Origin of the sequence: Cryobacterium sp. CG_9.6, from assembly GCF_029893365.1 — a bacterium.
In the GTDB taxonomy this organism is placed as follows: domain Bacteria; phylum Actinomycetota; class Actinomycetes; order Actinomycetales; family Microbacteriaceae; genus Cryobacterium.
In genome coordinates, this window is record NZ_JARXUZ010000001.1 from 1,380,433 (window position 1) to 1,406,069 (window position 25,637).

The following is a 25,637-nucleotide window of genomic DNA, read 5'->3' on the forward strand; positions in this document are numbered from 1 at the left end:
GTACGATGGACTCCGTTAGAACGTGCATTGGATGCCGTTCGCGCGCCGCACGATCCTCTCTTCTGAGGATTGTTGCCCGGGACTCAGAGATTCTGGTGGATGAAACCGCCACTCTCCCCGGCCGGGGTGCGTGGCTTCATCCGACCGTCTCGTGCTTCCAAGACGCACAGAGGCGCCGCGCTTTCGGGCGTGCCCTTCGCGTGACCAGCTCGCTGGACGCGAAACAACTAGAGAACAGGCTGACTTGGCTTATGGATAACTAATGAGCGGCTCGAAATGAGACCCGTCCGTTACTAACGGCCTGCCCCTTTCCGGGTGCAGGCCCGGAACAGGAGAATTGTGGCTGCGAAACCACGCGTACACGAGATCGCTAGCGAGCTCGGAGTCGACAGCAAGGTTGCCCTTGCAAAATTGAAAGAAATGGGCGAGTTCGTCAAGGGACCGTCCAGTAGCGTTGAGCCCCCGGTAGCGCGCCGTCTTCGTGCCGCTCTGGAAGCAGAGAGCGCAAGCGCCAAGGCCGCTAACCCGGCCGCCGCGGCGTCCACCACGACAACGGCGCCTGCGCCCGGGCCGCGCCCGAGTGCCGGTGCCAAGCCAGGGGCTGCTAAGCCCGGCGCGATGAAGCCGGGCGCCAAGCCCGGAGCGCGTCCAACGCCTGCTGCACAGCCTGTTGCTGTGGAGCAGACCGAAGCGGCTGAGGCAGCTCCGGTTCCCGTTGCACCCCTCACGGTTGCCGAGCGCCAGGCGCAGGCTGCCGAGAAGGCAGCGGCCAGCGAAAAGGCTGCCGCAGCGGAGAAGGCGGCAGCTGCCGCAGCCCCCGCGGCCGCAACCGGTACAGACGCTCCCGCAGCGAAGACTCCCGGAGGCTCAGCCACCCCGGTCAAGCCCGGTGCACCTCGCCCCGGAGCAGCACGTCCGGGCAATAACCCCTTTGCCAGCAACCAGGGCATGGGTCAGCGTCCCGCCCAGCCGCCGCGTCCGGGAAACAACCCGTTCGCGAGCGCACAGGGTATGGGTCAGCGTCCCGCAACACCCACGCCGAGCAACATCCCGCGTCCCGCACAGCCTCGCCCCGGAGCACCTCGCCCCGGCGGCCCTGGCCAGGCGGCACGCCCGACCGGGTTCGGTCAGCGTCCGGGCGCCTTCCAGCGTCCCGGTGGAGCACCCGGAGGAGCCGGCGGCGCACGTCCCGGCTTCGCTCGTCCCGGTGGTGCACCGGCCGGTGCACCCGGTTTCGGCCCGCCCCGTCCCGCCGGTGGTGGTGGTGGCGCTGGTCGTGGTCGTGGCCCCGGTGGTGGAACCGCTGGTGCGTTCGGTCGCGGAGGCGGCAAGAACAAGGCGCGCAAGTCGAAGCGTACGAAGAGAGCAGAATTCGAACTGCGCGAAGCCCCGTCGCTGGGTGGCGTGAGCGTTCCCCGTGGAGACGGTGGAACGGTTGTTCGCCTGCGTCGCGGCGCGTCGATCACCGACTTCGCCGACAAGATTGATGCGAGCCCCGGAAACCTCGTGACCGTGCTCTTCCACCTCGGTGAAATGGCAACGGCTACGGAGTCTCTCGACGAGGCCACCTTCGATGTACTGGGTGAAGAGCTCGGCTACAAGATTCAGATGGTGTCGCCCGACGATGAGGATCGCGAGCTTCTGTTGGCCTTCGACATCGACATCGACCAGGAACTCGAAGACGAAACCGACGAAGACCTCGAAGTTCGTCCTCCCGTCGTCACGGTCATGGGTCACGTTGACCACGGTAAGACCGCGCTGCTCGATGCGATCCGTAACGCCAAGGTTGCCGCCGGTGAAGCCGGAGGCATCACGCAGCACATTGGTGCCTACCAGGTGGTCACCGAGCACGAGGGCATTGACCGTGCCATCACCTTCATTGACACCCCGGGCCACGAGGCGTTCACCGCCATGCGTGCACGTGGTGCACAGGTGACGGACATTGCGATCCTCGTGGTTGCTGCCGATGACGGAATCATGCCCCAGACCATTGAAGCGCTCAACCACGCACAGGCCGCCAACGTGCCGATCGTGGTTGCCGTGAACAAGGTCGACAAGCCCGGTGCCAACCCGCAGAAGGTTCGCCAGCAGCTCACCGAGTTCGGCCTCGTCGCCGAAGAATACGGTGGAGACGTCATGTTCGTGGACGTGTCGGCGAAGAACAAGACCGGAATCCAGGAAATCCTGGACGCCGTGCTTCTCGTAGCGGATGCCGGACTCGACATGCGTGCCAACCCCAACAAGGATGCTCGCGGTGTGGCCATTGAGGCCAAGCTCGACAAGGGTCGCGGCGCCGTCGCAACCGTGCTCATCCAGTCGGGAACCCTGCAGGTCGGAGACTCGATTGTTGCCGGAACGGCCTATGGTCGCGTTCGTGCAATGGCCGACGAGAACGGCGTTGCTGTTCTTTTGGCAACACCGTCGCGTGCCGTTCAGGTACAGGGCCTCTCCAGCGTTCCTCGTGCCGGTGACACCTTCCTCGTGATTCAGGAAGACCGCACCGCACGTCAGATCGCTGAGAAGCGTGAAGCCGCCGAGCGCAACGCCCTGCTGGCCAAGGCCCGCAAGCGCATCAGCCTCGAGGACTTCACCCGTGCACTCGAAGAGGGCAAGGTCGAGTCGCTCAACCTCATCATCAAGGGTGACGTGTCCGGTGCCGTTGAGGCACTGGAAGAGTCGCTCCTCAAGATCGAGGTCGACGATTCCGTTCAGCTGCGCATCATCCACCGTGGTGTGGGTGCGGTCACCGAGAGCGACGTCAACCTCGCTACCGTCGACAACGCCATCATCATTGGATTCAACGTTCGCCCCGACACGAAGGCACGCGAACGTGCCGCTCGTGAAGGCGTGGACGTGCGCTTCTACTCCGTCATCTACTCGGCACTCGAGGACATTGAGAACTCCCTCAAGGGAATGCTCAAGCCTGAGTTCGAAGAGGTTCAGAGTGGTATCGCCGAAATTCGCGAGGTCTTCAGCTCGTCGAAGTTCGGAAACGTTGCCGGTGTTATCGTTCGCTCCGGTACCATCACCCGAAACGCCAAGGCTCGCGTTATTCGCGACGGCGTCGTGGTGGGGGACAATCTGGGCATCGAATCGCTGCGTCGCTTCAAGGACGATGTCACTGAGGTCCGCACGGACTTCGAGTGTGGTATCGGACTGGGCAAGTTCAACGACATCCAAATCGGTGACGAGATCGAGACGATCGAAATGAAGGAAAAGCCGCGGGTCTAATTCCACGGTTCCGGGGTCTCCGCTCGATTGCCCACCGGGCATGTGGGTGGAGACCCCCGGTCTTTAACGCAAGAATTATTGCCAGCAGTACCGAATCACAAGCAGTACCGAATCACAGCAACCGAAGTATTTGACAGAAGGAGAACGTCATGGCAGATCCGGAACGCGCGAGAAAAATGGCGGACCGCATCAAGGTCATCATCGCGAAGCGCCTTGAGCGTGGCTTGCGAGACCCGCGCCTTGGTTTCGTCACGATCACGGACGTGAAGGTGACGGGCGACCTGCAGCATGCCTCCGTCTTCTATACCGTGTACGGCTCGATCGAAGAGCGCACCGACAGCGCTGCGGCGCTGAAGGCCGCAACGGGAATGATGCGCAGCGAGGTGGGGAAGAACATCACCGCTCGGTTGACTCCGTCAATCGAGTTCATCGCTGACGGTATCCCCGAGAACGCCGCACTCATCGACGATCTGCTGCGCGAGGCTCACGAGCGCGACACCGCCACGGAACGCGACGCGAGCACGGCCCAGTACGCCGGCGATGCCGACCCGTATGCCAAGCCGCGCGACTACGAGAGCGACGACGCCGAGAGTGAGGACGCCGACGAGGATGTTGCCGAGGCAGATACTGCCGACCGCGACGCCGCATCCGCTGACGAGTCCGTCACCAAGTAAGCCCGCGTACAGCACTCACCGGTGGCTTCCGGTTGCTACTTCAGGAGATCCTGCGGCGGCAACCGGGAGCCACCGGTGTTTTACTGGGCCGGACGGGCGCCGGTGGGCGGATCTCCTGAACTAGCGACAGGACGCGCTTGCTAGGTCGGCAGAAGGCACTCGGAAGAAACGCTCGGTGCAGCTAGGACGGCAGAACGTAGCCGCCATCGGCGGGGACAGCGAGCCCATCCACCAGGAGGCTCGCGAGTGCACGGTCGCGCTGCGCGGCATCCGCCCAGAGGCCCGAGATCTCATCGGGTGACACGGGACGGTGCGTGGAGCGCAGTTCCGCCATGATGAGGCCGCGAACCTGCCGGTCACTACCCTCGAACTTCTTCTGCACCACCTTGCGCGCCCCCTCGTAGACCGGGTAGCCCAGCGCCCGCCAGGCGCAGGTGTCACGCAGGGGACACTCGTGGCACTTGGGGGAGCGGCTGGTGCACACAATGGCGCCGAGCTCCATCGTGGCCGCATTGAACACGGCTGCCTCCGCGCGGTCAGCGGGCAACTCCGACGACATCAGGGCCAGGTCGCGGGTGCGACTGGGCGGCGCCGGCTCGCCCTGGCCACTGACGGCACGGGCCAACACTCGCCGGGTGTTGGTGTCGACAACCGGATGCCGGTGGCCATACGCGAAGGCGGCCACGGCTCGTGCCGTGTAGTCTCCCACTCCGGTGAGGCTGAGCAGCTCCTCCACGCTCTCTGGCACGAGACCGTCGTGGCGTTCTGTAATCTGAACTGCGGCCGCGTGCAGCCAGAGGGCACGCCGGGGGTACCCCAGACTCGCCCAGGCGCGCACCGCTTCGCTCGGGGGAACCGCCGCCAGGTGGGCGGGAGTGGGCCAGCGTTCCAGCCACTCGGTGAGGCGGGGAATCACCCGGTTGACCGGGGTTTGCTGCAACATGAACTCGCTGACGAGAACCCCCCAGGGCGAAAAATCGCTCCGACGCCACGGAAGGTCCCGGGCATTCTCACGGAACCACAGGTTGAGCACGGGGCTGAGGGCGCCGGGCGGCACGGCGGGGGCTGTAACGTTCATTGGTTCTAACCTAGGCTTCAATCATGAGGCTCACCTCCACACCACGCATCGAATTCCTGCGCACCCTGGCCGCTGAGGTACTGCATAACTATGGGCGCGGTCGAACCGTGATCGCGATCGATGGGGCGGATGCCTCGGGGCGAGCACAATTTGCGGCTGACCTTGCCGAGGTTCTCACGGAAGACGACGAACGCAACGTCTTCACGGCGTCCCTCCGAAACTTTCAGCGCTCCCAGGCGGAGCGGAACCGCTTCGGGCCGGCAACACCGGAGCGGCACTACCGGTTCGGCTACGACTACTCGGCCCTCCGCCGGGTTCTGATTGAACCGTTTCGTCTGGACGGGAGTGCGGGGTTTGTCACCGAACACTTTGACGCGGACCGCGACACTTGGATCGAGCCCACGTGGCGCACCACGTCCGCCGACGCGATCCTGGTGGTGGAGGGTGATTTTGCCAACCGTCCCGAACTCCGTGGCCTCTGGATGTTCAGCGTTCTTCTGGAGACCGATCCGGTGACACCGGAAGACGTGCTGTACCTCGCTGATGTCACCCCGCGGGAGATCGTGGACGCGGTGATCATCAACACCGATCCTGCGGCTCCCCGCCGCCTGTTTCTGGACCGCTGCTGACCTGGCCCGGGTGCCGTTCGGCAACGCTGGGAATCAGCGCGTGCGCGACGCAAGGCGGGCGAGAACATCGGGTACCGCCAGGTGCGTACCGGTTGCCTCCACCTCATGCACGAGTGCCGTGAGCGTGACATTTACGGGAGCCGTGATTCCGGCGGCTTCTGCCTCGTGCACAACCGCACCGTTCAGAAAATCGATCTCGGTCAACTGCCCGCGCACGATGCTCTGCAGCGTGGATCCGCGATTCGGAACGTCTCCCATTCGCGCGCGCATACCCAGCGGAAGAGCCTGGCCGATCCACAGCGGCAGCCGGGAGAACACTCTCAATCGGTCATTGGAGAGCTTCTGCAACGAGCCAAAACGCACCCCGCGACTCTGTGCCACCCGCACCGTTTCACGCATGCTCGCCGTGAGGATCCGGCGCAGCCGAGGGGTGTCGATAACCTCCTGCACACTCAGTCCGGTGATTGCCGGCAGGGCATTGAGCATGTTGACAACAAGCTTGGTCCACTGCGCACCCACAAAGTTGCTGATCGTGCGGGTTCGGAGCGGCTCCCCAAGCACGGCCTGCCAGCGGAGCGTCTCGGCGTCGGGGAGCCCGCTGCCGCGACCGAGGTAGCTGGGCGCGGCCGTTGTCACGACCACGTGCCCCGGTTCGGTGTAGTTCGCGGCCACGATCACGAGCAGTCCGAAGCACTCCGAGTCCGGAAGCAGCGCGCTAGCGGTATCTACGCCCAGCAGACCGTTCTGCACGACAATCACGGGACATCCGTTCAGGAACTGCGCGTTATCGGCGATTGCTCGGCTCGCGTCCTGCGCCTTGGTGCAGACCAGGGCGAGATCGGGCCGTTCGGTCAAAAGCTCCTGGGCACGAGGACGCGCATGGGCGTCACCGAAACCACCACCCAGGCGGATGCCGTCGGCCCGTATCGCCGCCAGGGTCACGCCACGTGCGGTCACCGTGACCTCGTGGCCCGCGCCTTCGAGCAGGGTGGCAAAGGTTCCGCCCAGGGCGCCGGCGCCGATCACAGCAATTCGCATACTTCAGCCTAGATTGAGCTGCACCTCCCGCCGCAGCACCGAACCGTGGTGGTGGCGGCTGATACCATCAACTCTGTGAATGAGACATCGAGGGACACCTCACCGGCCGTCGTTTCTGACACCTCGGCCCCGGCATCCAGTGCGGCTCGCAGCTCGGATCACACGTCCAGCGCCGCCCCGGCGAGAACCCGTATGAAGACCCCACAATCCACCCGCAGTGGCCTGCTCCTCGTCGACAAGGCTCAGGGCTGGACCAGCCATGACGCCGTGGCCCGCACCCGTCGCCTGGCCAGCACCCGTAAGGTCGGCCACGCCGGCACGCTCGACCCCATGGCCACGGGTCTCCTCGTGCTGGGTGTGAACAGTTCCACCCGACTGCTCACCTACGTGGTGGGACTCGACAAGGAATACCTGGCCACCATCCGGCTCGGGGCCTCGACCACAACGGATGATGCCGAGGGTGACGAGCTGGTGCGCGCGTCCTCCGACGCCGTCGCCGCGCTCACTCCCGAGGCCATCACCGCCGGGATCCAGGCACTCACCGGTGACATCAGCCAGCAGCCGAGCGCCGTGAGTGCCATCAAGGTGGATGGCCAGCGCGCCTACGCCCGGGTTCGCGCCGGCGAAGATGTGCAACTTGCCGAGCGCCCCGTGACGGTGAGCTCGTTTGAGCAGCTCTCCAGCACTAGTCGCGACGGCTTTCTCGACCTGGATGTGCGCGTCAACTGCGGCTCGGGCACCTACATTCGGGCGCTCGCCCGCGATCTGGGGGCCGGGCTCGGCGTTGGTGGTCACCTCACCGCACTGCGTCGCACCCGCATTGGACCCTTCCGGGTGGAAGCGGCGTCGGTGCTGGAACAACTCGACGTAACCGCGTCGCTTATTTCCCCAGCGGATGCCGCCACTCGCCTGCTTCCGCGGCTGGACCTGACTCAGCAGCAGGCCATCGACCTGGGTCATGGCAAGCGGGTAGAGGTGTCGGGCTCACCGCAGGGACCCGAGCCGCTGGCGGCCATCGCCCCCGGAGGCCGACTGGTGGGTCTGGTGGAAATACGTGGCGGTCAGGCGAAATCCATTCTGAACTTTCCACCCGATGAGCCTGAGCCTGAGCCTGAGCCTGAGCCCGAGCCTGAGTCGCCAGTGGCCACCGAGATCCGTAACGGAGATTCTGCATGATTGAGTGGTTCACCTGGTTGCAGCTCGCGGTCGCCATTCCCGCGGGAGTACTCTGCGTCGCCCTGGGACTGGTGGGTCGAAAACCCACCGACCTCACCATGGGGGCGACTGCCCTGGTTGAGCTGTTGTTGCTGGTGCAGCTGGTGGTCGCGATCGTGGCTCCCTTCACGGGGAACGAGGCCACGGGAAGTGTGCTCGAGTTCTACACGTACCTCATCAGCGCCATTCTGCTGCCCGTGGCGGCGGTATTCTGGGCGCTCATCGAGCGCAACCGGTGGAGCACGGTGATTCTGGGTGTGGCGAGCCTGTCTGTTGCCGTGATGGTCTACCGAATGCTGCAGATCTGGACCGTGCAGGGACGGTGAACCGGTGTCAACCCGGCCCGGAAGCTGCGATAATTATGAGGCGATGACACAACAACAGACCGCCATGACGGTATCCAAGAGACGTGTGACGGGCATTGGTCGACTCCTGATTGCGGTCTATGGCCTGCTCGCCCTGGCAGCAACGGGCCGTTCGTTCGTGCAGATCGCGGAGAGTTTCTCCGACGCACCGCTGTCATATTCCCTCTCCGCACTGGCCGCCGTCGTCTACATCGTGGCCACGATTGCGCTCGTGCGGCGGAGCCCGGCGTGGTACCGCGTGGCCTGGATCACCATCAGCTTCGAACTTCTGGGCGTTCTCGTGGTGGGAATGCTGAGCCTTCTTGAGCCCGAACTCTTCCAGCACAAAACTGTCTGGTCCATCTTCGGTCGCGGCTATGGTTTCGTACCACTGGTTCTGCCTCTTCTCGGCATGTGGTGGCTGGCCCGTAATCCGGCCCTCTCCACCCCGATTCCCGCTGCGGCGGCGCGCTCGTGAAGACCCTCTATGGCATCCCGACGGCGTCGGCCGATTGGCCAGCTTCGGTTGTGTGCATCGGAAAATTCGATGGCGTCCACGCCGGCCATCGCGCTGTCATCGCCGAGCTGAACACCCTCGCAGCCGAACACCAACTCGCGGCCGTTGTGGTGACGTTCGACCGGCATCCGCTCGCCCTCCTGTCGCCGCAGGACTGCCCCGAGGCGCTCGTCAGCATCGAGCAGAAGCTTGATTTGCTGGCCGAGACCGGCGTTGACGCCACCGTTGTGCTCGGCTTTGACTGGCACCTGGCTGGGCTTTCCCCCGAAGACTTCGTGACGTCCATTTTGGTGGACGGTCTGAAGGCCCGGTTTGTTCTGGTGGGACGAGATTTTCGCTTCGGTTCCCGCGGCGCCGGCGACGTGGATACGCTCACCCAACTGGGCGTGAAATTTGGATTTGAGGTGCTCTTGATCGAAGATGTGAAGCCCCATCACGGCCGACGCGTCTCGTCGACCTGGATTCGCGGCCTACTCACGACCGGCGACGTTTCGACGGCCACGGAGCTACTCGGTCACCTGCCCACCATGCGCGGCGTTGTCGTGCACGGCGCTGCCCGCGGCCGGGAGCTCGGCTTTCCCACCGCCAACCTTGCGCGGGACTCAGAGGGCTTCATTCCCGCTGACGGCGTGTATGCGGGGTGGCTCACGGATGCCGGTACGCGCTACCCGGTCGCGATTTCGGTGGGTAACAACCCCACCTTCGAAGGTATTGCGCGCCGTCAGGTAGAAGCTTACGTTCTGGACGAAACCGGTCTCGATCTCTACGACCACATCGTGGATGTGGCTTTTGTGGAGCGGATTCGGGGCATGGTTGCCTACGCGGGAATCGAGCCGTTGATCGCGCAGATGCACGACGATGTGGAGCGCGTCCGCGGAATCCTTGCACCCCAACCCCAACGATAAAGTCCAACCGACCGGTTACCCCCATTCGAGGGGTATTGGGGACGTCGAGGTGACGGGACGTAGGCACCCTGCATAGAGTGGAGGAGCGGCCAAGGGTTTGTGGCGTAGTCTTCAACGTTCCACAGGGGGTAGTGACATGGGTGACGATTCGAATTCGAGTCGGAGCAGAGCTCAACGGTTCGGGGGAGCTGTGGGTGGTTTGATTGGCCTCGTGTGCATGAGCGCCGTTACCGGCCTGCTGGTGACCGTTGCAGTGACACCGGCGCTGGCGCTTTCGGGAATAACGGCGACGAACACCATCAACATGTTCGAGAACCTCCCCGGCTACATTGCCCTGGAGCAACTGTCTCAAAAGAGCAACATCTTTGCTCGGAATGCCGATGGAACACCGGTGCTGATGGCGTCCTTCTATGAGCAGAACCGGGTTGAGGTGGGTTTCGAGGCGATGAGCCCCTTCGTTCGGGACGCCGTGGTGTCGAGCGAAGACCCGCGATTTCTCGAGCATGGGGGGATCGACTTACAGGGCACCATCAATGGCGCGGTCACCACGTTTGCGGGCGGTGGAACACGCGGCGGGTCATCCATAACGCAGCAGTACGTGAAGAACGTGCTCGTACAGAAATGCGAGGCGATGGACGAGGCCGCGGTGCGCGCCGAGTGCTACGAGAGTGCCGTCGAGATCTCAGCCAGTCGCAAGCTCAAGGAAATGCGCCTCGCGATCGGCATGGAGAAGGAATACTCCAAGGACGACATCCTGCGCGGCTACCTCAACATCACCGGCTTCGGTGGCACCGTGTACGGAATCGAAGCAGCGGCCAACTACTACTTCAACACGACGGCCCTGAATCTCACTCTGCCGCAGGCAGCGAGCTTGGTGGCCATTGTGAACAACCCCGTGCGCTACCAGCTTGATCGTCCCGAGAGCGAGCTGAATGGAACGGCCACCGGCTATGCACAAAACAAGCAACGGCGCGACTACATCTTGCGTGAGATGCTGCGGTACGACAAAATCAGCCAGCAAGACTACGACGCGGCCGTCGCAACAGTTATTGAGCCCGTGATCACCCCACCGAGTACCGGATGCCAGACCGCTGGTGCGAATGCGTTCTTCTGCGACTACGTCACCCGCGTGCTGAAGACCAACGAGACCTTCGGTGTTGACGAGGAGACACGACTGGCCAACTTCCGCCTCGGTGGCTTCAACGTTTACACCAGCCTCGACCTAGATATTCAGGCCGCAGCGGTGGACACGATGAACCGCAACGTTCCCAAGGTGTATTCCCGAGGGGACATTGGCGGTGTGATCACCAGCGTGCAGGTGGGAACCGGCCGCGTTTTGGCCATGACCCAGAGCAAGGACTACAGCCAGGATCCGGCCGTGCAAGTGACGGGTGCTAACTACACCGGTATCAACTACAACACCGATTTCACCATGGGTGGGTCGAGTGGGTTCCAACCGGGATCGACGTACAAGGTCTTTACGCTAGCGCAGTGGCTCAGCGACGGCCACGCTCTCGGTGAACGGGTGGATTCAGCCCGAAAAGCCAACTGGGGCACCTTCCAGGACCGGTGTCTTGGTCCGCAAAGCTACGGAACCGACTTCAACCCCCGCAACGACTCGCTCAGCGAGACGGGAGCAAACTACAGCGCCCTGGAGTCCACGATCAACTCCTACAACACCGGGTTCATTGGGATGGCCAAGGGGCTCGACCTGTGCGACATCAAGGAACGCGCGAACTCCTTCGGGGTGCACCGCGCCGACGGTGACCCGTTGAAGCAGGGCGCCGCGGCTGTCATCGGCACCAATGAAATCGCGCCGCTCACCATGGCCGTTGCCTTCGCCGGCATTGCAAACAACGGCGTCACGTGCGCGCCCATCGTGATCGATCAGATCACCGGCGTCAACGGTGAGGAACTACCGGTTCCGCCGCAGGCCTGTGCCGTGTCGGTGGAACCCGCCGTTGCGGCGGGTATGACCTATGCCATGCAGCGCGTCATGTCGAACGGAACGGCCCGCTCGTCCTACGGTGCCACGTCATCGCGTGTTCCGATGATCGGCAAGACGGGTACCACCGACTCCGGCGCTGACACCTGGATGATGGGCGCCAGCAGCGCGGTGGCAACCGTTGCCGGCGTGGTGAGCCTCACGGGAAAACTCAGTCAGCGCAGCCTCAGCTTCGAAAGTGGCGCCGTGTCCCTTGCCCGCCACCGCATGTGGCCGGATGTGATGGGTGTGGCCAACGCCAAATACGGAGGTGCTGCTTTTCCCGAGGCCAGCTCCGCCGTCATCAACGGTTCTCCGGTCGCTGTCCCCGATGTGCGGGGCCTTCGACTGGCTGCAGCCCAGTCCACCTTGGAGCGAGCCGGTTTTGGCTTCGCCGACGGTGGTGTCATCGCCTCCGATATGCCGGCGGGCACGGTCGTGCGTTCTGACCCCTCTGGTTCCAGCTTCAAGGGCACGAGGATTACCGTCTTCACGAGTAGCGGGGTGCCGGAATTCGTCCCCGAGCCCGAGCCCGAGCCCGAGCCCGAGCCGAAGCCGAAGCCGAAGCCGAAGCCGACACCTGCACCAACAGAACCGTCAGCGGATGCGCCGGGTAATCGCCAGGGGAGCTCACCGGGCCGCTGACTTGCGTTGTTGCGGGGGCAGCTAACCTTCAAGAGGGCATGAAGAGGGCACAAATATAGGGAGTGGAATGGCACAGCAGGAACGCGCGATTGAAACCCGCGCGGCAATTATTCGTGGTGCGGCGGCGACGTTTCAGGAGCGCGGTTACGGAAGCACTTCTCTGGCGCAGGTGAGCGCCGCGGCGGGTGTCACCAAGGGCGCGCTGTACTTCCATTTCGAATCCAAGGAAGCACTTGCGGTCGCGATCATCGAGGCTCAGCACGAGGCATCCGCGGGAATCGGTCGTACCCTGCTCGCCGATAATGTGCCCGGACTGCGGGCCATTATTGTGATGTCACTGGAGCTGGCCCGCCAGCTGCATGAAGACCCAATTGTGAGCGCCGGTATCCGCCTCACGATTGAGGCCGCCAACTTTGACACACCGATTGCCGGCCCCTACCTCGCCTGGATGGAGGCGTGTGAGGAGTACCTGCGCCGAGGAATCGTCGAGGGTGAGATTTCGCCCGATATCGACATCTGCGCCCTGTCGCACTTTATTATCTCGGCCTTCACCGGAGTGCAGGTGGTGTCCGATGTGCTCACGGGCCGAGATGACATCGAGGATCGGCTGATCGAAATGTGGGCCGTCATTATGCCGGCTCTGGTACCGGCACATCGCTGGGCCGAACTCAAGGACCTGCCCACGCGCATCCGCGCGGAACGGGCGGTGGTGTGACGCCGTTGGCGCGCCCATGAGTCGCGGAGTATTTGCGGGCCGCACGCTTGCCCTGGTGGGGATTCTTCTCGTGGCGACAAATATGCGCACCGCCGTGGCGGCGCTGTCGCCAATCGCGACTCGCATCGACGCCGATATTCCGCTGGATGTCGTGACCCTGGGTGTGCTCGGTATGTTGCCGCCGGTGTGTTTTGCGCTGTTTGGTATCTTCGCGCCGGTTTTCACCCGGCGGATCGGACTCGAGCCGCTGCTCGTCGTCTCGCTTGTCGCCATGCTGGTCGGTCATCTGACCCGTGGCCTCGCGGTTGCGCTTCCGGGTCTCCTTCTCGGGAGTGCACTCACGTTTGCCGGGCTCGGCATCGGAAACGTGTTGCTTCCGCCGCTCGTAAAGAAGTACTTTCCCGATCGGGTTGGGCTCCTCACCTCGCTGTATGTCACGGTTGTGTCCTTCAGTGCGCTGATTCCCCCACTCGTGGCCGTGCCGGTAGCGGATGCCTTGGGCTGGGGAACATCCCTCGGCATGTGGATGCTGCTGTCGCTTTTCGCTCTCGTGCCGTGGGTGGCGATGCTGCTGCGGCCCCGGGTAGACCTCATCGCTACCGCGCTCATTGACGAGGCGGACCCCGCGGTGCTCAGCCGAATCTGGCGCTCGTCAATCGCCTGGGCCATTGCGGTCATCTTCGCCATGTCCGCCCTCAACGCCTATGCGTTCTTTGCCTGGCTCCCGCAGCTGCTCCTCGACACGGCGGGAGTCACTGCGGCCCAGGCGGGAACGCTCCTGGCGGTGTATGCCGGAATGGGTATCCCCTGTGCTCTCATCATCCCGGTGCTGACCGCGCGCATGAAGCATGTGGGACGACTCGTGTACGTGGGCGTGGCGCTTTTCGTTGCCGGAGACCTGGGCTTGCTGCTGGCACCCGAGACTCTCACGTGGCTGTGGGTTGTTTTCGCCGGGCTGGGCCCGCTCTTCTTTCCGCTCGCCCTGGTTCTGATCAACCTGCGCACCAGAACCCACGCCGGTTCGGTGGCCCTGAGTGGTTTTGTGCAGAGTGTCGGGTACACGATTGGCGCGCTCGGCCCGCTACTTTTTGGTCTGCTCCATTCGGTCAGTGGTGGGTGGACCTGGCCGCTCCTGTTTCTGCTGGCGACGGCGTGCGCCATCCCGCTGGCTGCAACCGTGATTTCTCGCCCGCACATGCTCGAAGACGACCTCTACCCTCGACGCTAGGAACCATCACGCCCCTGTCGATCACGCCCCTGTCGATCACGCCCCTGTCGGTTACGGCACGAGTGCGGCGCGGTGGATGAGTGCGGCGGCGCCGATAAGTGGGCCGTCACCCGAGAGAGCCGTGGGCACCACCTGCACGCGGGTGGCGTAGGGCAGTTGGGTGCGCAGAGCGATGGCTTCGCGGGCGAATCGGAGGAGATCGGGTGTGACGAGTGAGAAGCCGCCCCCGATGGCCACGAGATCAAGGTCGAGCAGGGTCGTGGCGGCCGCGATGGCCTGCCCCAGGGCGCGACCGCTGCGCTGAACAGCCCGCATGGCGATGGCGTCACCCGCCGCGTAGGCCTCAGAGAGGTGTTCTCCCGTTTCCCCCGTCCACCCCTGCTTCCGTGCCCACGCCACGGTCTTCGGACCGGACGCGATGGCTTCCAGGCACCCGGTTCCTCCGCACACACACGGATCATCGAATCCACCCACTTCGATATGCCCCACATGTCCAGCATTCCCGGTGGGCCCGCTCACCGTGGTGCCACCGAGGATGAGACCGCCGCCGACTCCCGTTGACACCACCATGCCCATGACATTGTCGAATCCGCGGCCGGCACCCACCCAGTGCTCCGCGAGCGTAATGCAGAGACCATCCATTCGTAGCCGCACCGTGGTTTCCGGCACGAGATCCTGAACGAGGGAGCGCAGACCAAAGTCCCGCCACACCGCGAGGTTGAGAGGTGACACGGCACCGTCGGGCAGACTGATCGGTCCCGCACAGCCGATACCGACGCCCCGAAGTTCCGACGTGGCGGGGAGGTCGGCGAGTGTTCGCGTGACCACGGTGGTGACGGCGGCCGCGAGCTCGGCACTCGTTGCGCCAGCGCCGGTCGGGGCCCGGTGGCGAGTCTCGGCAATAACGACCCCGAGGCTGTCCACGAGGGCGGCCTCAACTTTGGTACCCCCCACATCGATGGCGAGGGCCGGGTGCGGGGGAGTGTTGTCCATGGTCAGAGCATAGGCGTGCTCGTTGGGTATACGAGCGACCAGGACGTGCTCATATGAGCAAGATCCACAACGTCTGTTGTTTGCGTGCATCAAGCAATCTAGGCTGACGTAGAGAGCGGCACAGTAACCACGGCACGGAAAGGTACGCACCCATGAGTGACATCGATGAGCTTCTTTCCATTCGGGCCGCGGAGCTCTACTACGAAGAAAACCAGACGCAAGATGAGATTGGCGTGATTCTTCGGATCACCCGCTGGAAGGTGGGACGCCTTCTCGCCCAGGCCAAGGCCAATGGGTTTATTCGCATTGAAATTGTGCACCCGCGGGCACGGCGTCTGCCCATCGAGCGGAGGTTGCGGGAGACCAGCGGCCTGACCGACGTGATCGTTGTGTCGTCCGCCGGGGTGTCCAGCGACGAGGAGCTTCAGGCCAGAACGGCCCAGGCGGCCGCCGACTATCTCACCGGACTGCGACCGATTCCGCGCACCCTCGGCATCAGCTGGGGACGCACCCTCCACGAAGTCTCGCTGAGCTTGAAGCAGGGGTGGGCTCCCGGGGTCAACGTTGTACAAATCAACGGCGGTGTGAGCATCAACCAGCGCACGGGAACGGCTGCGGCGACGGCCGTCACGATCGCGCAGAAGGCGAACGGATCGGCGACCCTTCTTCCCAGTCCGGCCATCTTTGAACGCCGCGAGACGAAACGTGCCATTGAAGCGGATCGCACGGTTGCGGCGGTTTTGACTCAGGGCGCCAACGCGACGGCCTATCTCTACAGCGCCGGTCAGGCCGACGAGAACTCCGCCCTTGTCGACAGCGGATATCTCACGGTCGACCAGATCACCGAGCTGGTGAACAAGGGCGCGGTGGGCGATATCGTGGGCCGCTACATCGACAAGAATGGACGCATTGTCGATCCCGAACTCGACGAGCGCACGGTCGGCATCCAGCTCGAACAGTTGCGACGCGCACCTCAGGCTATTGCCGTCATCTCCGGGCGGGCCAAGCACGAGATCGCCCGGGCTATCGTGACCAGCGGTCTCTGCACTGTTCTCGTGACAGACGAAGACACCGCGAACGCGCTCCTCGGCATCACCGAATGATCCCCACACGTACACCGACGGGAACCCGACACCGGGCACCCACGCAAACTTTGACAGTAAGGACAAGTTATGACGACCAGTAATCTGGTACCCGCTCAGCTGGCCCAGCGTGCACACTCGCTGATCGGTGGAGAAGCCACCGACGCGAACCTGCGCCGCTACCTGCACGGTATCCCCGGAATCGATGCCGTTGGGCTGGAGGCGCGCGCCGCCGACCTCGGCAGCCGCTCCATCAAGACAAGCTCCAAGCGGTGGGCGATTGACACCATCATCAGCCTTATCGACCTGACCACGCTGGAGGGTGCAGACACCCCCGGCAAGGTCCGCTCGCTGGTCAGCAAGGCTCTCATCCCCGACCCGAGTGACCCGGGATGCCCGCGCGTGGCAGCCGTCTGCGTCTACGGTGACATGGTGGGCACCGCCGTAACGGCCCTCGGGTCCGCGCACGCCGCCGGCACAGCTACCGGCGTGAACGTGGCCGCTGTCGCCACCGCTTTCCCGAGCGGCCGCGCATCCCTGGCCATTAAGCTGCTCGACGTGGCCGACGCGGTTGCCGCCGGCGCCGACGAGATCGACATGGTCATCGATCGCGGGGCCTTCCTGTCCGGACGTTTTGGTCAGGTTTACGACGAGATCGTGGCCGTGAAGGAGGCGTGCCGCCGCAGCAACGGAACCTTCGCTCATCTCAAGGTCATTCTCGAGACGGGCGAACTGAACACCTACGACAACGTGCGTCGGGCGAGCTGGCTGGCCATTCTTGCCGGGGGAGACTTCATCAAGACCTCGACCGGCAAGGTCGCACCGGCAGCCACCCTGCCGGTGACCCTGTCGATGCTCGAGGTGGTGCGCGACTGGCACCGGCTCACCGGCGAAAAGATCGGCGTGAAGCCTGCCGGCGGCATCCGCACGTCAAAAGATGCCATCAAGTACCTCGTCACCGTGGCCGAGACCGTGGGTGAGGAGTGGCTTCAGCCGCACCTGTTCCGCTTCGGCGCGTCCAGCCTGCTCAACGACGTGCTGCTGCAACGCCAGAAGATGACCAGCGGGCACTACTCGGGCCCCGACTACGTGACGATCGACTAAGGACCTGCTGATGAACTTTCTTGACTATGCCCCCGCCCCGGAGTCTCAGGCGATCCTGAACCTCAAATCCGAGTACGGTCTCTTCATCGACGGTGACTTCACACCGGGTCGCGGCACACCGTTCCAGACCATTTCCCCGGCCACCGAGAAGCAGATCACCATGATCGCGGCGGCTAACGCAGCGGATGTCGACCTCGCCGTCGCCGCCGCACGTCGCGCCTACGATCGCACCTGGTCACGCCTGTCCGGAAGTGACCGCGGCAAGTACCTGTTCCGCATTGCACGTCTGGTGCAGGAGCGCGCCCGCGAACTCGCCGTGGCCGAGAGCCTCGACAACGGCAAGCCCATCAAGGAAACCCGTGACGTTGACGTGCCCCTCGTGGCCGCCTGGTTCTTCTACTACGCGGGCTGGGCCGACAAGCTCGATCACGCCGGTGTGGGGCCGAATCCCGCCGCGCTCGGTGTTGCTGCTCAGGTTATTCCGTGGAACTTCCCGCTGCTGATGCTCGCCTGGAAGATTGCTCCGGCCCTCGCCGCTGGCAACACCGTCGTGCTGAAGCCCGCCGAGACCACGTCTCTCACCGCCATGCTGTTCGCCGAGATCCTGCAGCAGGCCGACCTGCCAGCAGGTGTCGTCAACATCATCACCGGAGCCGGTGACACCGGTTCCGCCCTCGTGAACCACCCGGACGTGAACAAGGTGGCCTTCACCGGTTCCACCGCTGTGGGCCGCGCCATCGCCCGCTCGGTCGCCGGCACCGACAAGAAGCTCACCCTGGAGCTCGGCGGTAAGGGTGCCAACATCGTCTTCGACGATGCCCCGATCGACCAGGCCATTGAGGGCATCGTTCGCGGTGCGTTCTTCAACCAGGGTCACGTCTGCTGTGCCGGAAGCCGCCTGCTCGTGCAGGAGAGCATCCACGATGAGGTTATCGACCGTCTGAAGCAGCGTTTGCAGACCCTGCGCCTGGGTGACCCGCTCGACAAGAACACCGATGTCGGGGCTATTAACAGCGCCGCGCAGCTCGCACGGATCACCGAGCTCTCTGACATCGGTGACCAGGAGGGAGCCGAACGCTGGAGTGCCGACTGCGCCATTCCCGAAAACGGTTTCTGGTTCGCACCCACCATCTTCACGAACGTGTCGACGAGTCACCGCATCGCACGCGAGGAGGTCTTTGGACCCGTGCTGTCGGTTCTCACCTTCCGCACTCCGGCCGAGGCCATCGCCAAGGCCAACAACACTCCGTACGGCCTCTCCGCCGGAATCTGGAGCGACAAGGGCAGCCGAATTCTTGCGGTGGCTGACAAGTTGCGCGCTGGCGTTATCTGGGCCAACACGTTCAACCAGTTCGACCCGGCAAGTCCCTTCGGCGGCTACAAGGAGTCTGGTTTCGGACGCGAGGGTGGTCGTCACGGCCTGGCCGCGTACCTCAAGCCCTCGGCTCGCCCCTCGGCTCGCCCCTCGGTGCGTGCGGCTCTGTCCGGCTCGACCGCACCCACAGCATCCGATAAGAAGCCTGCAGCCGGAAAGAAGGCCACCAAGTGACCCGTCTCGTCATTCCCAAGACCTACAAGCTCTACATCGGTGGAAAATTTCCGCGCAGCGAATCCGGACGGGTGTACGAAGTCGTGTCGAACAAGGGTGAATTCCTCGCCAATGCTGCCCAGGCCTCTCGCAAAGATGCCCGCGACGCGGTCGTGGCCGCGCGCGGTGCTCTTGCTGGCTGGTCTGGCGCTACGGGCTACAACCGTGGCCAGGTGCTGTACCGCATCGCAGAGCTGCTCGAGGGACGTCGCATCCAGTTCATCGATGAGATTGTGCACTCGGAGGGTGTGAGCGCCCAGATCGCCGCAGCTCAGGTAGACGAGGCTATTGACCGCTGGGTCTGGTACGCGGGTTGGGCTGACAAGTACGTTCAGGTCGCCGGCAATGCCAACCCGGTTTCTGGCCCCTTCTTCAATATTTCGGTGCCGGAACCTACCGGGGTCGTTGCCATCATTGCGCCGCAGAGCAATGGTTCGCTGCTCGGCCTGATCAGCGCCATTGCCCCGGCACTCGTGGCCGGTAACACCGTGGTCGTCGTCGCGCATGAAACGGCCCCGCTGTCGGCCATCAGCCTCAGCGAGGTGCTCGCCACAAGCGACGTTCCGGGTGGTGTTGTGAACATCCTCACCGGTTCACCGGCCGAGATCGCCCCGTGGCTCGCAAGCCACGCCGACGTCAACGCGCTCGACCTGGTTGGTGCGGCAAACCTCGACTGGGTGGAACTGCAGATTGCTGCTGCGGACACGCTCAAGCGCGTTCTGCCGCCGGAATCGGGAACGGATGCCGCGGCTCCCTCTCTGGCCCGCATCGTGGCGTTTACGGAAACCAAAACGGTGTGGCACACGAAGGCGATTCTCTAAGCACACCCGCTTCACAGGCCATACCGGGGGTTTTGTGCAGGGCAGCGGATAAGCTGTCCTGCATGATCTCTCGTCGCGTGCTTGTCACCGGTGCCACCGGATACATCGGTGGACGCCTTGTTCCGAAACTGCTTGAAGCTGGATTCGATGTGCGGGTGCTGGTGCGTACGCCGCTCAAACTGCGCGATGTTCCCTGGGCCGACAAGGTGGAAATCTTCGAGGGTGACCTCGGGGATCCTGCCTCGCTGACGAAGGCCTTTGCCGATGTCGAGGTGCTCTACTACCTCGTGCACTCCATGGGTACCCCGGGTGATTTCGAGAAGACGGAACATCGGGCCGCCGAGAACGTGGCACGTGCGGCCGCTGCCGCACATATCTTCCGCATGGTGTACCTCGGTGGACTGCACCCCGATGTCGAAGAACTTTCCCCTCACCTCCACTCACGCGTGGAGGTCGGCCAGATCCTGATGAAGTCGGGTGTGCCCACGGCGGCACTCCAAGCGGGCGTCGTGATTGGTTCCGGTTCAACGTCGTTCGAGATGATTCGGCACTTGACCGACGTGCTCCCCTACATGCCGGCACCCAAGTGGGTGCGCAACCGCATTCAGCCCATTGCGGTGCGCGACGTGCTGTACTACTTGGTGGCCTGCGCCGACCTTCCGGCTGACGTAAATCGTACCTTCGACATCGGTGGTCCCGACGTCTTCCGATACGGACAGATGATGAACGGCTACGCCCTCGAGGCGGGTCTGAAGCAGCGCGCCATCGCTTCGCTTCCGGTTCTGACGCCCTGGCTTGCTTCGCAGTGGGTCAACCTCGTAACCCCGATCCCGCGAAACCTCGCGATCCCGATCATCGCTTCTCTCCAGTACGACTGCGTCGTGCACGAGCGTGACATTGACGACTACATTCCCACCCCGCCCGGTGGGCTCACCGGGTATCGGCGTGCCGTGCGTTTGGCGCTCGGCCGCATGCGCGACGGTGACGTTGAAACGAGCTGGCGTAACTCATCGATCGAGGGCGCGGCAAGCAACCCGTTGCCCAGCGACCCTGAATGGGCCGGACACATTGTGTATACCGACCTTCGGGAGAAGAACACGTTTGCGTCGCCAGAAAACCTGTGGCGGGTCATTGAGAGCATTGGCGGTGAGAACGGCTGGTACTCATTCCCGCTGGCGTGGGCAATTCGTGGCCTGATGGACAAGCTCGTTGGCGGCGTGGGCCTGCGCCGCGGCCGCCGTAACCCCGACCATCTCAACAATGGTGAGGTGCTCGACTTCTGGCGCGTTGAGCAGATTGATCACGGTAAGTTCCTGCGACTACGTGCGGAGATGCGTGTTCCCGGTAAGGCGTGGCTGGAAATGACCGTGACTCCTGCTAAGGGTGGCGGTTCGCTCTACCGTCAGCGAGCGGTGTTCTTCCCCCGCGGCTTGGGTGGCCGCTTGTATTGGGCAGCTATTCTGCCCTTCCACGGCATCATCTTCGAGGGAATGGCTACGCGGATTGCCGCAACGGCAGAGGCAGAGGCGCACACTGCAGCGGCTCGCGCGCTGACCAAGGCGCCTGCTGGCCGGGTAGGTAGGTAGTCAGCCAGCCCAGCGAGCGAGGTCATCTTCGGCGAAATGCCGTGCGACCTCGCTCGCGGTCTGGATCTAGACCGTGTCTCGACTGGAGTACTGCGTACCCATGGCCGTTGCCTTGATGGCGGCAAACTCGCTCGCCGTGATGGTGCCCGCGTCGAGAAGCTGCTTAGCCTGACCGATCTCTTGGCTTGGCGAGGTCGACGTAGCCACGTTTCGAATGTAGCTGTCAGTGAGCTGACGGCTCTCCTCGGCGCTGCTGACCTGCCGTTCGGCCATGCCCCGTCCGCGCGCAATGACGTAAATCAAAACGGTGATGAAGGGCAGGAAGATCAGGAAGAGGATCCACAGGGCCTTGAGCCAGCCATTCAGGTGACGATCCCGAAAGATATCGGCCGCAACAGAGAACAGTACGATGAGGTAGGCGACGAAAACGAAGGTCCAGAACAGGAAAACTGCGAAATCCCAGAAACTACCCAGAATGTTCATGACTTTACCTTTCTTGAGGGCGGTACGGCCATGAACCGAACGGTGCAGACCGTGATCGACGTTGACAGTACCCCGTTAGGGCTGTTCTGCACAGGTCTGGTCTGAAAGGGGACTTTAGGGCCTCGACCTCAGCGTTGTGGGCACTTAGGATGATCTGACTAGGGGTGGCCGAGGACGAGCTCAGCCATCACCATCGTCGTGAGGAGTCCCGGTGTCCCTATCCATTTCATTTGTGGGTGATGGCCTGACGGCTGGTGGCAGCTGGGCCGAGTGGTTCCCCGAATACGACGTGACCAATCTGGGCCTGAGCGGAAACACAACCACCGAGTTGGTGTCCGGGCTTGACGCCATGATCGCGTCCGCGCCGGATGTGATCGTCATCCTGGCCGGAACCAATGATCTGGGCTGGCGCAAGTCCGACGAGTACGTGGTGCGCAATCTGGAAACGATTTTGTACCGGCTGCGACGGGCACTGCCGGCAACTCGCATTCTCATTCAGTCGGTTTTCCCCCGTCATCCAGATTTTGCGCTGACCATTCGGAGCATCAACCGCCATATTCGCCAGTATGCAGCGACGCAACACGCCCTGTATCTGGACCTGTGGCCCGTGCTGGCTCTGGCCAACGGTGAGATCGACCCGCAGTTCTCCTCCGACCAGTTGCACCTGACCGACGAGGGGTATCAGGTCTGGCTCGACCAGCTCCGGCCGGCACTCGAGGTGCTGTTTGCGGGTTCACCCACTACGTCATCGATCCCGATCCAACACGCCTGATCGGTGACCGGCGGGCGCCCGCAGGCGGGTATCGCCGGTGGTGGGCATCGGTAGAATTGGAGTACTCCGCTGTTGATGTACCGCTGACCAAGAGTGGATTCGACGTGCGTGACGACCTGAAGGGCATGAAATTGTATAAAGGCCGGGCGGAAGCCGATCGACTGCGCGTGGTGTCGAGCTCAGCGGGCGCGCTCGGCGCCCCCAACCGTGGTGGAGCGCTCTGATGGGAACTCCAGTTGCGCCCACCTTCACCAGGTCCGCACTCGCGCCCGGTCTGCTGGGTGCCATGGCTCTCCTTGCCGGCCTTGCTCTCATCGACGGCGAGGGATTCATCATCATTCGCTACGCGGTGAGCATCCTGGCGCTCATCATCACCGTCTTCGTCATTCAGGCCAAGTCGTGGTGGTGGCTCCTTGCGCTCCTGCCCATCGCGGTGCTGTGGAATCCGATTGTGATCATTCCGCTGGAGGGTCAGGGGTGGGCATCCGCTCAATACATCGCCGCCCTGGCGTTCATTATTGTGGGTATTCGCACGAAGGTGCCCGTTCAGCACGACTGACCGGGTGAATGCTCCGTCAGCTGACTTCTGGGCGTAGACTGGTGCCGCTTGAAGAACGTGGTCACCGACGTCACCGTGCCACTGCAACCGTTCCCGACGAATGCGATGCAGTCGATGAAATCCGGTGGGCCACCGGTTCCTAGCGATATGCCGATACACCGGGGGACAGCCCCACTCGCGAGCGTGTCATCATCGCCGCGAGGCTGTGAAGTGGAGAACAATGGCTTATACCCGCACCGACGGTTCGAGCAACCGTGGCAGCGCAGGGCGGCGCATGCGACCGCGGTCCCGCGACGATGATGCGCCCATCATCCCCATCCTCGCCCGCAAGGTGCGCGAGGTCGAAGCGAAGGCCCAAACGGGAACCAAGCTCGGCCCGACAAACCGTACCAAGTACCAGGTCATCGCACTCCTGATGCGCGAGGAACGTGCCCGGGTCAAGGCTGACACCGAGCAAACGGATGCCAACCGTGCGGAACTTCTCAAGCGTCTCGACGGCATCGCGCAGATTCTGGCCAAGACCGCGGCCCGAGACACCAGCCTGATTACCCTGCTGGAGCCTGACGCCGGCGTGTCAACGGTGGCCCAGCGCTTCCGCCGTGACTGGCTACTGGAGAGCGGCGCTGAACTCAGCCCCGACGAACTCATCATCACGCGCGAGCCGGAGGTTGTTGCTCCCGCTCCGGCCGGTCAGGTTGTTCCCGCCTCGGTCAAGATGCGTCAGCTTGCCAATCCCTTTCTTGCGCCCGACTTCAGTGCGGCGCAGGCCGCCCCGGTGGCCCGCCCCCGTCGGCTGGCGAACTGGGAACTGCTCGGTCCGCTCTTCAAGTCATTTGAATACGGCTCCGGCGGACAGGCTGCGAGCATGGACATGCCCGAGGCCCCCGCGCTCGACCGGCTGTCTCCCAACGGCATGGACCTGATGCGCCACCAGGCTCGTTTCATTGAAAGTGCCCGGCTGGGCCACCGCAGTTACTTGCTCGCCGACGAGCCGGGACTCGGAAAGACGGCGCAGAGCCTGCTGGCGGCATCTGTGAGCAACTCGTACCCACTGTTGGCGATTGTGCCCAACGTGGTCAAGATGAACTGGGCCCGCGAGGTGGAACTCTGGACGCCGAATCGTCGGGCAACCGTCATTCACGGCGACGGCGACACGCTCGATGCCTTCGCCGACGTGGTGGTGGTGAACTATGACGTACTGGATCGCCACCTCGCGTGGCTCGGCACCCTCGGGTTCAAGGGAATGGTTGTCGACGAGGCGCACTTCATCAAAAACCTCCAGTCGCAGCGGTCCAAGCACGTGCTCTCCCTTGCCGAGCAGATCCGTCGCCGCACGCCGGGTGGAAACCCCCTCCTCATGGCGTTGACGGGAACACCGCTCATCAACGATGTGGACGATTTCCGTGCAATCTGGCAGTTCCTCGGCTGGATCGACGGCGATAAGCCGGCACCCGCCCTGTTGCAGCGGCTCGAGGACACCGGATTGACCCCCGCCGATCCCAGCTTTTATGCCGAGGCTCGCGCTGCCGTGATCGATATGGGCATTGTTCGTCGCCGCAAGGTCGACGTTGCGGCTGACCTCCCGGCCAAGCGTATTGCGGACCTTCCAGTGGAGCTCGATGACGATCTTGGCCGCTCCATTCAGAAGGCGGAGCGTGAACTCGGCGCGCGGCTCGTTGTGCGCTACAACGCGCTCGTTGCGGCACGTCATCAGGGAACCGGCCCGGCCACCGTGAGCGAGGACCAGCGGGACTCCTTCATTCGGGCTGTGGCCCATGCCGAGCTCGAGGACTCCAAGGGTCAGACCACCGGCGAGAACGTGTTCACCATGGTGCGCAAGATCGGTCAGGCCAAGGCGGGCCTCGCGGCGGACTACGCCGCACAGCTGGCTCGTTCGGTGGGCAAGGTTGTGTTCTTTGCCAAGCACATCGACGTGATGGATGCCGCAGAAGACCTGTTCGCGAAGCGTGAGCTGCGCACGGTCTCCCTCCGCGGCGATCAAACAGCTGTTGCGCGGCAGGCGGCTATCGACTCCTTCAACAACGACCCCGACGTGGCGATCGCGGTGTGCTCGCTCACCGCGGCAGGCGTCGGTGTGAACCTGCAGGCGGCATCGAACGTGGTGTTGGCCGAACTGAGCTGGACGGCCGCGGAGCAGACGCAGGCGATTGACCGGGTACACCGCATTGGGCAAGAGGAACCCGTTACCGCGTGGCGAATCATTGCTGCGCACACCATCGATGCACGGATCGCCGATCTCATCGGCAGCAAACAGGGACTGGCCGCCCGGGCGCTCGATGGGTCGCAGGAAGAAGATACGTCGGCCGACTCCATCCAGGCCAGTGCCCTCGTGTACCTGCTCACTCAGGCTCTCGACGGTCAGCTCTAACCCGCTGGGCCGCGGCCGATTTGGGTCGCGGCCCCACTGGCCCCACAATGGGCAAGT

At 63.6% G+C, this 25,637-nt stretch carries 23 protein-coding genes; 19 read left to right on the forward strand and 4 right to left on the reverse strand.

Annotated elements, in window-relative coordinates; translation table 11 throughout:
• The first annotated feature begins 5 nt into the window (after positions 1-5).
• From H4V99_RS06235 to rbfA, 3 genes are all read left to right on the forward strand, one after another.
• Positions 6-263, forward strand: coding sequence for a YlxR family protein (locus H4V99_RS06235; protein WP_280676502.1), 258 nt, complete (start codon positions 6-8; stop codon positions 261-263).
• A 76-nt stretch (positions 264-339) separates the two neighbouring features.
• Positions 340-3,231 (forward strand): translation initiation factor IF-2, encoded by a 2,892-nt coding sequence (infB, locus tag H4V99_RS06240; RefSeq protein WP_280676504.1) that lies wholly within the window; start codon positions 340-342, stop codon positions 3,229-3,231.
• Between the two features lie 149 nt (positions 3,232-3,380).
• Entirely contained in the window at positions 3,381-3,905 is a 525-nt protein-coding gene (rbfA, locus tag H4V99_RS06245; RefSeq protein WP_280676506.1) for a 30S ribosome-binding factor RbfA, read from the forward strand.
• Positions 3,906-4,086: 181 nt separating this feature from the next.
• On the opposite strand, the gene H4V99_RS06250 is transcribed toward rbfA, so the two are convergent.
• Complete coding sequence (locus H4V99_RS06250; RefSeq protein ID WP_280676508.1) at positions 4,087-4,983, reverse strand: A/G-specific adenine glycosylase; 897 nt, start codon at positions 4,981-4,983, stop codon at positions 4,087-4,089.
• A 23-nt stretch (positions 4,984-5,006) separates the two neighbouring features.
• Between H4V99_RS06250 and H4V99_RS06255 the strand changes: the two genes are divergently transcribed.
• Positions 5,007-5,612 carry a hypothetical protein gene (locus tag H4V99_RS06255; protein ID WP_280676510.1) on the forward strand — a complete coding sequence of 202 codons (606 nt, stop codon included), beginning with the start codon at positions 5,007-5,009 and terminating at the stop codon, positions 5,610-5,612.
• Positions 5,613-5,645: 33 nt separating this feature from the next.
• On the opposite strand, the gene H4V99_RS06260 is transcribed toward H4V99_RS06255, so the two are convergent.
• Positions 5,646-6,650, reverse strand: a complete 1,005-nt coding sequence (locus H4V99_RS06260) for a ketopantoate reductase family protein (protein ID WP_280676512.1) — start codon at positions 6,648-6,650, stop codon at positions 5,646-5,648.
• Positions 6,651-6,842: 192 nt separating this feature from the next.
• Between H4V99_RS06260 and truB the strand changes: the two genes are divergently transcribed.
• The 7 genes from truB (at position 6,843) to H4V99_RS06295 (ending at position 14,203) form a co-directional block, all read left to right on the forward strand.
• Positions 6,843-7,826 carry a tRNA pseudouridine(55) synthase TruB gene (truB, locus tag H4V99_RS06265; protein ID WP_280679984.1) on the forward strand — a complete coding sequence of 328 codons (984 nt, stop codon included), beginning with the start codon at positions 6,843-6,845 and terminating at the stop codon, positions 7,824-7,826.
• Positions 7,823-8,191, forward strand: coding sequence for a hypothetical protein (locus H4V99_RS06270; RefSeq protein ID WP_280676514.1), 369 nt, complete (start codon positions 7,823-7,825; stop codon positions 8,189-8,191). Before truB ends, H4V99_RS06270 begins: the two co-directional genes overlap by 4 nt.
• A gap of 43 nt (positions 8,192-8,234) precedes the next feature.
• Positions 8,235-8,687, forward strand: a complete 453-nt coding sequence (locus H4V99_RS06275) for a hypothetical protein (RefSeq protein ID WP_280676516.1) — start codon at positions 8,235-8,237, stop codon at positions 8,685-8,687.
• The gene (locus tag H4V99_RS06280) at positions 8,684-9,631 is read left to right on the forward strand and encodes a bifunctional riboflavin kinase/FAD synthetase (RefSeq protein ID WP_280676518.1); all 948 of its coding nucleotides are present in this window, start codon (positions 8,684-8,686) and stop codon (positions 9,629-9,631) included. Before H4V99_RS06275 ends, H4V99_RS06280 begins: the two co-directional genes overlap by 4 nt.
• Before the next feature lie 217 nt (positions 9,632-9,848).
• Positions 9,849-12,260: a transglycosylase domain-containing protein gene (locus H4V99_RS06285; protein WP_280676520.1), complete on the forward strand. Its 2,412-nt coding sequence runs from the start codon at positions 9,849-9,851 to the stop codon at positions 12,258-12,260.
• A gap of 67 nt (positions 12,261-12,327) precedes the next feature.
• Positions 12,328-12,975 (forward strand): ScbR family autoregulator-binding transcription factor, encoded by a 648-nt coding sequence (locus H4V99_RS06290; protein ID WP_280676522.1) that lies wholly within the window; start codon positions 12,328-12,330, stop codon positions 12,973-12,975.
• 16 nt (positions 12,976-12,991) lie between these two features.
• Complete coding sequence (locus tag H4V99_RS06295) at positions 12,992-14,203, forward strand: MFS transporter (RefSeq protein WP_280676524.1); 1,212 nt, start codon at positions 12,992-12,994, stop codon at positions 14,201-14,203.
• Positions 14,204-14,254: 51 nt separating this feature from the next.
• Here H4V99_RS06295 and H4V99_RS06300 read toward each other — a convergent pair whose 3' ends face one another.
• Entirely contained in the window at positions 14,255-15,196 is a 942-nt protein-coding gene (locus H4V99_RS06300) for an ROK family protein (RefSeq protein ID WP_280676526.1), read from the reverse strand.
• Positions 15,197-15,348: 152 nt separating this feature from the next.
• On the opposite strand from H4V99_RS06300, the gene H4V99_RS06305 reads away from it, so the two are divergent.
• From H4V99_RS06305 to H4V99_RS06325, 5 genes are all read left to right on the forward strand, one after another.
• A complete protein-coding gene (locus tag H4V99_RS06305) occupies positions 15,349-16,299 on the forward strand; it encodes a sugar-binding domain-containing protein (RefSeq protein WP_280676528.1) in 951 nt (316 codons plus the stop codon).
• A gap of 69 nt (positions 16,300-16,368) precedes the next feature.
• Positions 16,369-17,382, forward strand: a complete 1,014-nt coding sequence (gene deoC / locus H4V99_RS06310) for a deoxyribose-phosphate aldolase (RefSeq protein WP_280676530.1) — start codon at positions 16,369-16,371, stop codon at positions 17,380-17,382.
• 10 nt (positions 17,383-17,392) lie between these two features.
• Complete coding sequence (locus H4V99_RS06315; RefSeq protein WP_280676532.1) at positions 17,393-18,931, forward strand: aldehyde dehydrogenase family protein; 1,539 nt, start codon at positions 17,393-17,395, stop codon at positions 18,929-18,931.
• Positions 18,928-19,791: an aldehyde dehydrogenase family protein gene (locus H4V99_RS06320; RefSeq protein ID WP_280676534.1), complete on the forward strand. Its 864-nt coding sequence runs from the start codon at positions 18,928-18,930 to the stop codon at positions 19,789-19,791. The genes H4V99_RS06315 and H4V99_RS06320 overlap by 4 nt, the downstream gene beginning before the upstream one ends.
• A gap of 62 nt (positions 19,792-19,853) precedes the next feature.
• Positions 19,854-21,377, forward strand: coding sequence for an SDR family oxidoreductase (locus H4V99_RS06325; protein WP_280676535.1), 1,524 nt, complete (start codon positions 19,854-19,856; stop codon positions 21,375-21,377).
• Positions 21,378-21,443: 66 nt separating this feature from the next.
• On the opposite strand, the gene H4V99_RS06330 is transcribed toward H4V99_RS06325, so the two are convergent.
• Complete coding sequence (locus tag H4V99_RS06330; RefSeq protein ID WP_280676537.1) at positions 21,444-21,860, reverse strand: PLDc N-terminal domain-containing protein; 417 nt, start codon at positions 21,858-21,860, stop codon at positions 21,444-21,446.
• 211 nt (positions 21,861-22,071) lie between these two features.
• Here H4V99_RS06330 and H4V99_RS06335 point away from each other — a divergent pair, with 211 nt between their 5' ends.
• The 3 genes from H4V99_RS06335 to H4V99_RS06345 all read left to right on the forward strand — a co-directional run bounded on the left by H4V99_RS06335 (position 22,072) and on the right by H4V99_RS06345 (position 25,580).
• Entirely contained in the window at positions 22,072-22,632 is a 561-nt protein-coding gene (locus tag H4V99_RS06335; protein ID WP_280676539.1) for a GDSL-type esterase/lipase family protein, read from the forward strand.
• 223 nt (positions 22,633-22,855) lie between these two features.
• Positions 22,856-23,191, forward strand: a complete 336-nt coding sequence (locus H4V99_RS06340; protein WP_280676541.1) for a DUF6804 family protein — start codon at positions 22,856-22,858, stop codon at positions 23,189-23,191.
• A 274-nt stretch (positions 23,192-23,465) separates the two neighbouring features.
• A complete protein-coding gene (locus H4V99_RS06345) occupies positions 23,466-25,580 on the forward strand; it encodes a DEAD/DEAH box helicase (RefSeq protein WP_280679986.1) in 2,115 nt (704 codons plus the stop codon).
• Positions 25,581-25,637 lie beyond the last annotated feature (57 nt).